Origin of the sequence: Pediococcus sp., assembly GCF_003533255.1 — a bacterium.
GTDB lineage: Bacteria > Bacillota > Bacilli > Lactobacillales > Lactobacillaceae > Pediococcus > Pediococcus parvulus.
In genome coordinates, this window is sequence record NZ_DOEM01000002.1 from 45668 (window position 1) to 53462 (window position 7795).

A 7795-nucleotide genomic window follows, 5' to 3' on the forward strand; every position below is an offset into this window, starting at 1 on the left:
CGGGAATGAAAACGGTTTTATGAACTTTCAAATGAATTTTAAAAAACCGCAATTGTTTTGTTGACGTAAAAATCTATGTTATGTATAATAATAAAGAACACAGATTTAATTCAATAAGTTTGTCGTTACTTTAGAGCTCGGAGGGAGGGATTCAAAATGTCAAAAACAGTCGTTCGTAAAAACGAGTCACTTGATGACGCTCTTCGCCGCTTTAAACGTACAGTTTCTAAATCAGGTACTTTACAAGAATATCGTAAACGTGAATTCTACGAAAAGCCAAGTGTAAAACGCAAGTTAAAATCAGAAGCTGCAAGAAAACGCAAGAACAAGAAACGCTTCTAATTTTTAATGCTCCTGAAAAATCAGGAGCTTTTTTTGTATCATAAACTTTGATAAGGGGATATACTGATGAGCCTAGTACAAACAATTACAGACGATATGAAAACAGCAATGAAAGCCAGAGACAAGGATACTTTAAGTGTTATTCGAATGATTAAAGCGGCGTTGATGAATGAAAAGGTTAAGGTAAACCACGAATTGAGTGACGAAGAAGCTCAAACGGTTATTGCTCGTGAATATAAACAGCGTAAAGAATCTATTGAAGAGTTTAAAAAAGGTAACCGTGACGATTTAGTTAAAGGCACGGAAGCCGAACTCAAAATTGTTGGGAAATATATGCCTCAGCAATTAAGCAAAGAAGAAATTGAAAAAATTGTTGCAGATACGATTGCTTCGGTTGGGGCAAGCAGCACCTCTGATCTTGGTAAAGTAATGGGTGCCGTAATGCCTAAGGTTAAAGGCAAAGCAGATGGTAAGTTGGTTAATCAGGCAGTAAAGAGTCAACTTAGCTAGAACCGTAGCAAAATAAACATTAATTAAGGAGCAAATACCACTTGGCTGAACAAAAAACAGTTGAAAAGGAATTTCTGTTATCAAATCCAAGCGAAGAAATGTCGCTTCTTGGTAACCAAGATAAATTTGTGCAAATTCTTGAAGAAGGCATGCAGGTCTCAATCCATCCGTTTGGAGAAAAAATCACCATTTCAGGTGAAGAGGAGCCAGTTAAACGAACAGTAAACGTGTTCAAAAATCTTTTGTCACTTGTTAAACAAGGCATTCAGTTGAACAGTGCAGACGTTGTCAGTGCAATGAAAATGGCTGATAAAGGTACTTTGAACTATTTTCAAGATATGTATAAGGAAACCCTAATTAAGGATAATAAGGGCAAAGCAGTAAGGGTTAAAAACTATGGTCAAAGACAGTACGTTGATTCTGTTAAACGAAACGACGTCGCTTTCGGAATTGGCCCGGCAGGAACTGGGAAAACATATTTAGCAGTTGTGATGGCAATTGCTGCTTTAAAACGGGGCGAAGTTGATAAATTAATTTTGACCCGCCCAGCCGTTGAAGCTGGTGAAAGCCTTGGTTTTCTTCCTGGTGATCTCAAAGAAAAAGTCGATCCTTATTTACGTCCGGTTTACGATGCTCTTTATCAAATCATTGGTGCTGAACATACTACTCGATTGATGGATAGAGGTGTCATTGAAATTGCACCATTAGCATACATGCGGGGTCGAACATTGGATGATGCTTTTGTTATTCTTGATGAAGCACAAAATACAACCAGTGCACAAATGAAAATGTTTTTAACTCGCTTAGGATTTGGCTCAAAAATGATTGTAAATGGGGATATCACACAAATTGACTTACCCCATGGTGTTCGTAGTGGATTAGTTGAGGCACAACGAATTCTGCAAAACGTTCGGCACATTGGATTTGTCGGTTTTGATTCAGAAGATGTTGTGCGTCATCCAGTGGTAGCAGAAATTATAAACGCTTATGAGGGACGTAAATCAAATTAAAAATGGAGTCGATTTAGATTATGGATATTCAAATTTATGACCATACAAAAGAAGAACCTAAGGAAAACATTGAATTAATTCAAAACGTTTTAGAATTTGCTGGTAATTATCTGAAATTAGCAGAAAATACTGAAATGTCTGTGACTTTAATGCATAATGATGAAATTCATGAAATTAATAAAACTTATCGTCAAGTTGATCGGGCAACCGATGTTATCAGTTTTGCGATTGAAGATGATTCTGATGAAGCCCCGATTATTTTAGATGACGAGTTAGCAGAAGAGATAACCCCCAACATTGGTGATCTCATGGTTTCGGTTGATAAAGTTAAAGAACAAGCAGAGTACTTGGGTCATTCTTATCAACGAGAACTTGGTTTTCTATGTGTACACGGTTTTTTACATTTAAATGGTTATGATCACATTAAGCCCGAAGATCAAAAAATTATGTTTCCTCTTCAGAAAGAAATTTTGAATGCTTATGGCCTTAAAAGATAAAAAGCAAACTGAAAAAAATCATACTTTTAAGCAATCGTTTGTCCATGCTTGGAGTGGCGTTATTCGTATTTTTCGTGAAGAACGTAACATGCGTATTCATAGTATTTTGGCGGTTATCGTTATTTTGTTTGCTTGGGAATTGCGGTTGACAGGTCCTGAATGGTACTGGATTATTGCTTGTATTGGATCCATGTTGGTGACAGAGACTTTTAATACTGTTGCTGAAAACTTGGTAGATTTAGTGACTGAAAAGACTTATAGTGAGTTAGGTAAACACATTAAGGATATGGCTGCAGGTGCAGTTTTGATTGCAGCTTGTTTTTCGGGAATTATTGGATTATGTATTTTTGTTCCCAAGATTTGGATGCTTTTAATCCATTAGAATAGGAGAAATACTTTGGAAAATTCAAACAAGAACAAAAAGTTTCATTCTGGTTTTGTTGCAATTGTTGGGCGACCTAACGTCGGAAAATCGACATTCATGAATTACGTAATTGGTCAAAAAATTGCAATCATGAGTAACGTCCCTCAAACGACACGAAATAAGATTCAGGGTATTTATACCACTGATAAAGAACAGATTATTTTCATTGATACACCTGGAATCCATAAGGCTCACAATAAATTGGGTGACTTTATGGTGCAATCTTCTTTATCCACGTTAAATGAAGTGGATGCCGTAATGTTCATGATTAGTGCTAATGAAGAACGGGGTGCGGGTGATAACTTCATCATTGAACATCTGAAACAGATTAAAAAGCCGGTTTATTTGGTTATCAACAAGATTGATCTCATTAATCCAAACAAATTACTTGAGATTATGGACGACTATAAAGATGCTGTGGATTGGAAAGAAGTGGTCCCAATTTCGGCTATCCAAGGTAACAATGTCTCCGAATTTATTGATACTTTGGCAGCAGAATTACCTGAAGGCCCTCAATACTATCCAGATGACCAAGTAACTGATCATCCAGAACGCTTCATAGCGGCGGAATTAATCCGGGAAAAAGTCCTCATGTTAACTAGACAAGAAGTTCCACATTCTGTAGCAGTAGTCATTGAAAGTTTGAAACGGCAAGACAAACGAAAAATTCATATTCAGGCTACAATTATTGTTGATCGTCCCACCCAAAAAGGGATTATCATTGGACATGGTGGGCAAATGCTAAAGAAAATCGGTACTTTAGCTCGTGAAGATATTGAAAGACTTCTTGGTGACAAAGTTTATCTTGAACTTTGGGTAAAGGTTTCCGAAGGTTGGCGTGATAAACAATCACTTTTGCAATCATATGGGTATCGGAAAGATAACTATTAAGGGTAAGTTTTAATGGCAGTACAAACAACAGCACAGTTTGAAGGCATTGTCATGTTTCGCAAAGATTATCGAGAACGTGACCAGTTGGTAAAGTTTTTTACTCGCGAATTTGGCAAAAAAATGTTTTACATTCGTGGGGCCAGAAAAAGAGGTTTTAAATTAGCAGCTGCCATTCTTCCCTTCACAAGAGGCACGTATGTGGGCTTAATTAGAGAAAAAGGCCTTTGTTATTTAAATGCAGAAAAAAAGCTCACCCAATTTGAGCAAATTAATCAAGATATTGAACGTAATGCTTATATCACGTATATTTTAAATTTAATTGATTCGGCGTTCTCAGATAATCAAGCCATTCCAGTCTGGTTTGATATGGCATCAGATGCATTAGATATGATCAATAATGGTTTTGATCCAGAAATCATTAGCCATATATTTGAACTACAACTTTTACCAACTTTTGGAGTTCAGCAAGAGTGGCAACAATGTATTGTTTGTCATCGAACGGATTTACCGCTAGATTATTCTGAAGCTTCAGGTGGGATGCTTTGTCAGAATCATTGGCACATTGATCCTAGGCGATCCCATCTTGACCGGCGCACAATCTTTTATTTGCAGCGATTAAGTTCTGTGCAACTTAAAAATATTCGTTCAATCAAAGTTCGAACGGAAACCAAGTTGAGATTAAAAGCGCTGATCGATACTATCTATCAAGATGAGGTTGGTTTGAGCTTAAAAAGCAAACATTTTATTGACACCATGAATTCATGGAATTAGGCCGTTGAACATTGACTTTAGCGCGTAATTATTCTAGTATAGAAATGAATTTAATACTGAACAATGATGAAAAGAATTTTTAAATAGACTTCAAGAGAGCTTAGGCTGGTGGAACTAAGCAGTGTGTTTAAATAATTGGCGTTTCGGAGTTCGTAAATTAAGCTGCTGACTTTTGTCAGAAGTAGGGTGGAACCGCGAATAAATCGTCCCTACGTAGATTATTTCTGCGTAGGTTTTTTTGTGTTCAAAATAAAAAAGGAGACACATAATGGTAAACAAATTAGCTGTTCAAGATATTATCCTGACCTTACAACATTATTGGTCCGACCAGGGTTGTATGTTAATGGAAGCTTATGATACTGAAAAAGGAGCAGGAACAATGAGTCCTTATACTTTCTTAAGAGCCATTGGCCCGGAGCCATGGAATGCGGCATATGTAGAGCCTTCACGTCGCCCCGCTGATGGTCGTTACGGAGAAAATCCTAATCGTCTTTATCAACATCACCAATTTCAAGTAGTGATGAAGCCTTCACCGGAAAATATTCAAGAACTCTATTTGGGCAGTTTAAAGGCCTTAGGAATTGAGCCACTGGAACATGATATTCGCTTCGTTGAAGATAACTGGGAAAACCCATCAATGGGCTGTGCCGGTGTTGGTTGGGAAGTTTGGCTTGATGGCATGGAAGTTACTCAATTTACGTATTTCCAACAAGTTGGTGGTTTAGAAGTTTCACCAGTTACTAGTGAGGTCACCTATGGATTGGAACGATTAGCTTCATATATTCAAAATGTGGACTCAGTATTTGATTTGGAATGGGGTCATGGCGTTAAATATGGTGAAATTTTCAAAGAACCCGAATATGAGCACTCAAAATATTCCTTTGAAGAAAGTAATCAGGACATGTTGTTACAACTGTTTGATGACTATGAAGGTGAAGCTAAAGCCCAGATTAAAAACGGTCTGGTTCATCCTGCCTATGATTATATCTTAAAGTGTAGTCATACATTCAATTTGTTGGATGCTCGTGGCGCAGTTTCTGTAACAGAGCGGGCTGGCTATCTATCACGAATTCGTAATATGGCAAAGTCGGTTGCTAAGGCTTTTGTTCAAGAGCGCGAATCGCTTGGATTCCCACTTTTAAAAGATTCGGATCGTAAAGAGGAGGCAGAAAAATAATGACACATTCCTATTTACTTGAAATTGGTTTAGAAGAAATTCCGGCCCATGTTGTGACCCCAAGTATTGAACAGCTACAAAAACGGGTGACTGATTTTTTTGATGACGAAAGAATCACATTTGAAACCATCAAAACTTTTTCTACACCACGAAGGTTGGCAGTTTTAGTTAATGGATTAGCCGATCGCCAGGCGGATGAAGAAGAAGAAGTTAAAGGCCCAGCTAAAAAAATTGCAATGGATAAAGATGGCAATTGGTCAAAGGCTGCAATGGGCTTCACAAGAGGCCAAGGGGTCACAACTGACGACATTACGTTTAAAGAGCTTAAAGGAACCGAATATGTTTACGTCACTAAGAAGACGATTGGTCAAGATGTGGCCGATGTACTACCAAAATTAAAAACGGTTGTTGAAAAAATGACATTCCCAACCATGATGAAATGGGCAAATTATAGTTTCAAATATATTCGTCCCATTCGATGGATGGTGTCTCTTCTAGATGATCAAGTTGTGCCATTTTCAATTTTAGATGTTCAGGCAAGTAACGTTTCTCAGGGGCATCGTTTCCTTGGTAAGCCAGTGACGATTGCAAAGGCTCAGAATTATGAAGATCAGTTAAAATCAGTTTTTGTTATTGCGGATGCAACAAAACGAAAACAATTAATTAAAGACCAAATTGACGAAATTGCCAATGAAAAGAGCTGGAATATTGAGGTTGATCCGGACTTGTTGGAAGAAGTTAATAATTTGGTTGAATGGCCAACTGCTTTTGCGGGTCATTTTGACGAAAAATATCTTGAAATTCCTGAAGAAGTTTTAATTACTTCAATGCGGGATCATCAACGCTTCTTCTATGCCCGAAATAAATCAGGTCAACTTCTACCTAATTTCATTTCAGTTCGTAACGGCAACAAGAATCATCTAGAAAATGTTGTTCGTGGGAATGAAAAAGTACTCACCGCACGTTTGGAAGATGCAGCGTTCTTCTATCATGAAGATCAAAAGCACAGTATTGATTACTACGTTGGAAAACTTAAAAAAGTTAGTTTTCACGATAAAATTGGTTCTATGTATGAAAAGATGCAACGAGTTCAAGTTATTGCCCAAGAACTTGGAAAAAATGTTGGTTTGACTGACCAAGAACTGGCTGATGTTAAACGAGCAAGTGAGATCTATAAATTTGATCTTGTTACTGGAATGGTAGGCGAGTTTCCTGAATTACAAGGCGTTATGGGTGAAAAATATGCACTGCTTGGAAATGAAACTCCCGCGGTTGCTACAGCCATTCGGGAACATTATATGCCAGTAAGCGCTGATGGTGCTTTACCTGCTACAAAAGTAGGTGCCGTTTTAGCAATTGCTGATAAGTTTGATGATATTGGAAGTTTCTTCGCTGTTGATCTAATTCCAACTGGCTCAAATGACCCTTATGCTTTACGTCGACAGGCACTGGGCATTGTTCGCATTACGCGTGATCAAAACTGGCATTTTCCAATGCAAAGTTTGCAAAAGCAATTCCTTCAAGATTTGCGCAACCATAAAGCAACCTTTGATTTAGACTTTGACCAACATGCTTCTGATGTTCGAGAATTTATAAAGGATCGTGTTCGTCAATGGTTCTCAAATAAGAATGCGCGTTATGACATTGTCGAAGCTGTTACAAAGGGAACTAACTCCGATATTTTAAATATGTTGGATGCGGCTAAAGTGCTGGAAGCTCATAAAAATGATGCTGATTTCAAGGAAAATATCGAAGCCTTGACACGAGTTTTACGGATTTCTGAAAAGGCCAATCTTTCAAATCGTGATTTGGTTGTTGATCCTGCACTGTTTGAAAATGATTCAGAGCGTCACTTGTTTGACGCGGTTGAAGGCGTTCGTAAAGAGGCTAAAAACCGGACCCTGAATGAGAACTTTCAAGCCTTACAGAAACTGCGTCCATTAATTGAAACTTACTTTGATCAAACCATGATTATGGTTGACGACGAAAAAATTCGCAAAAATCGGTTAAATCAACTCACAATTTTAGCTAGATTAATTTTCTCAATTGGTAATTTGAAAGAATTGATTGTGAAATAGTAATTGTTAATTACTATAGGTTGAAACCACAAAAACTTATCTTGTTGCTTGATACGAAAATGTTCATAGCAACAAAATTAGATAAAATGCCGTCT

Annotated in this window: 9 protein-coding genes; all 9 read left to right on the top strand. The window is 37.5% G+C overall.

The genetic code is table 11. The features are described from left to right. The first annotated feature begins 156 nt into the window (after positions 1 to 156). The 9 genes from rpsU (at position 157) to glyS (ending at position 7700) form a co-directional block, all read left to right on the top strand. Positions 157 to 342, top strand: coding sequence for a 30S ribosomal protein S21 (gene rpsU / locus DD627_RS01355; RefSeq protein ID WP_002830340.1), 186 nt, complete (start codon positions 157 to 159; stop codon positions 340 to 342). A gap of 66 nt (positions 343 to 408) precedes the next feature. Continuing rightward, positions 409 to 852 (top strand): GatB/YqeY domain-containing protein, encoded by a 444-nt coding sequence (locus tag DD627_RS01360; RefSeq protein WP_260274875.1) that lies wholly within the window; start codon positions 409 to 411, stop codon positions 850 to 852. A 41-nt stretch (positions 853 to 893) separates the two neighbouring features. Beyond that, positions 894 to 1862 carry a PhoH family protein gene (locus DD627_RS01365; RefSeq protein WP_260274876.1) on the top strand — a complete coding sequence of 323 codons (969 nt, stop codon included), beginning with the start codon at positions 894 to 896 and terminating at the stop codon, positions 1860 to 1862. A 20-nt stretch (positions 1863 to 1882) separates the two neighbouring features. Then, a complete protein-coding gene (ybeY, locus tag DD627_RS01370) occupies positions 1883 to 2359 on the top strand; it encodes an rRNA maturation RNase YbeY (protein ID WP_260274877.1) in 477 nt (158 codons plus the stop codon). Continuing rightward, positions 2337 to 2741 (top strand): diacylglycerol kinase family protein, encoded by a 405-nt coding sequence (locus tag DD627_RS01375; RefSeq protein WP_260274878.1) that lies wholly within the window; start codon positions 2337 to 2339, stop codon positions 2739 to 2741. Before ybeY ends, DD627_RS01375 begins: the two co-directional genes overlap by 23 nt. Positions 2742 to 2756: 15 nt before the next feature. After that, positions 2757 to 3674, top strand: a complete 918-nt coding sequence (gene era / locus DD627_RS01380) for a GTPase Era (protein WP_057782739.1) — start codon at positions 2757 to 2759, stop codon at positions 3672 to 3674. Positions 3675 to 3686: 12 nt separating this feature from the next. Continuing rightward, positions 3687 to 4445, top strand: coding sequence for a DNA repair protein RecO (gene recO, locus DD627_RS01385; RefSeq protein WP_057782741.1), 759 nt, complete (start codon positions 3687 to 3689; stop codon positions 4443 to 4445). A 268-nt stretch (positions 4446 to 4713) separates the two neighbouring features. Further along, positions 4714 to 5622: a glycine--tRNA ligase subunit alpha gene (gene glyQ / locus DD627_RS01390; RefSeq protein ID WP_260274879.1), complete on the top strand. Its 909-nt coding sequence runs from the start codon at positions 4714 to 4716 to the stop codon at positions 5620 to 5622. After that, the gene (glyS, locus tag DD627_RS01395; RefSeq protein WP_260274880.1) at positions 5622 to 7700 is read left to right on the top strand and encodes a glycine--tRNA ligase subunit beta; all 2079 of its coding nucleotides are present in this window, start codon (positions 5622 to 5624) and stop codon (positions 7698 to 7700) included. The genes glyQ and glyS overlap by 1 nt, the downstream gene beginning before the upstream one ends. Positions 7701 to 7795 lie beyond the last annotated feature (95 nt).

Coding starts and splice junctions, on each gene's coding strand:
- ybeY (WP_260274877.1), top strand. CDS start 1,883: ATGGATATTCAAATTTATGACCATACAAAAGAAGAACCTAAGGAAAAC.
- glyS (WP_260274880.1), top strand. CDS start 5,622: ATGACACATTCCTATTTACTTGAAATTGGTTTAGAAGAAATTCCGGCC.
- DD627_RS01375 (WP_260274878.1), top strand. CDS start 2,337: ATGCTTATGGCCTTAAAAGATAAAAAGCAAACTGAAAAAAATCATACT.
- DD627_RS01360 (WP_260274875.1), top strand. CDS start 409: ATGAGCCTAGTACAAACAATTACAGACGATATGAAAACAGCAATGAAA.
- glyQ (WP_260274879.1), top strand. CDS start 4,714: ATGGTAAACAAATTAGCTGTTCAAGATATTATCCTGACCTTACAACAT.
- recO (WP_057782741.1), top strand. CDS start 3,687: ATGGCAGTACAAACAACAGCACAGTTTGAAGGCATTGTCATGTTTCGC.
- rpsU (WP_002830340.1), top strand. CDS start 157: ATGTCAAAAACAGTCGTTCGTAAAAACGAGTCACTTGATGACGCTCTT.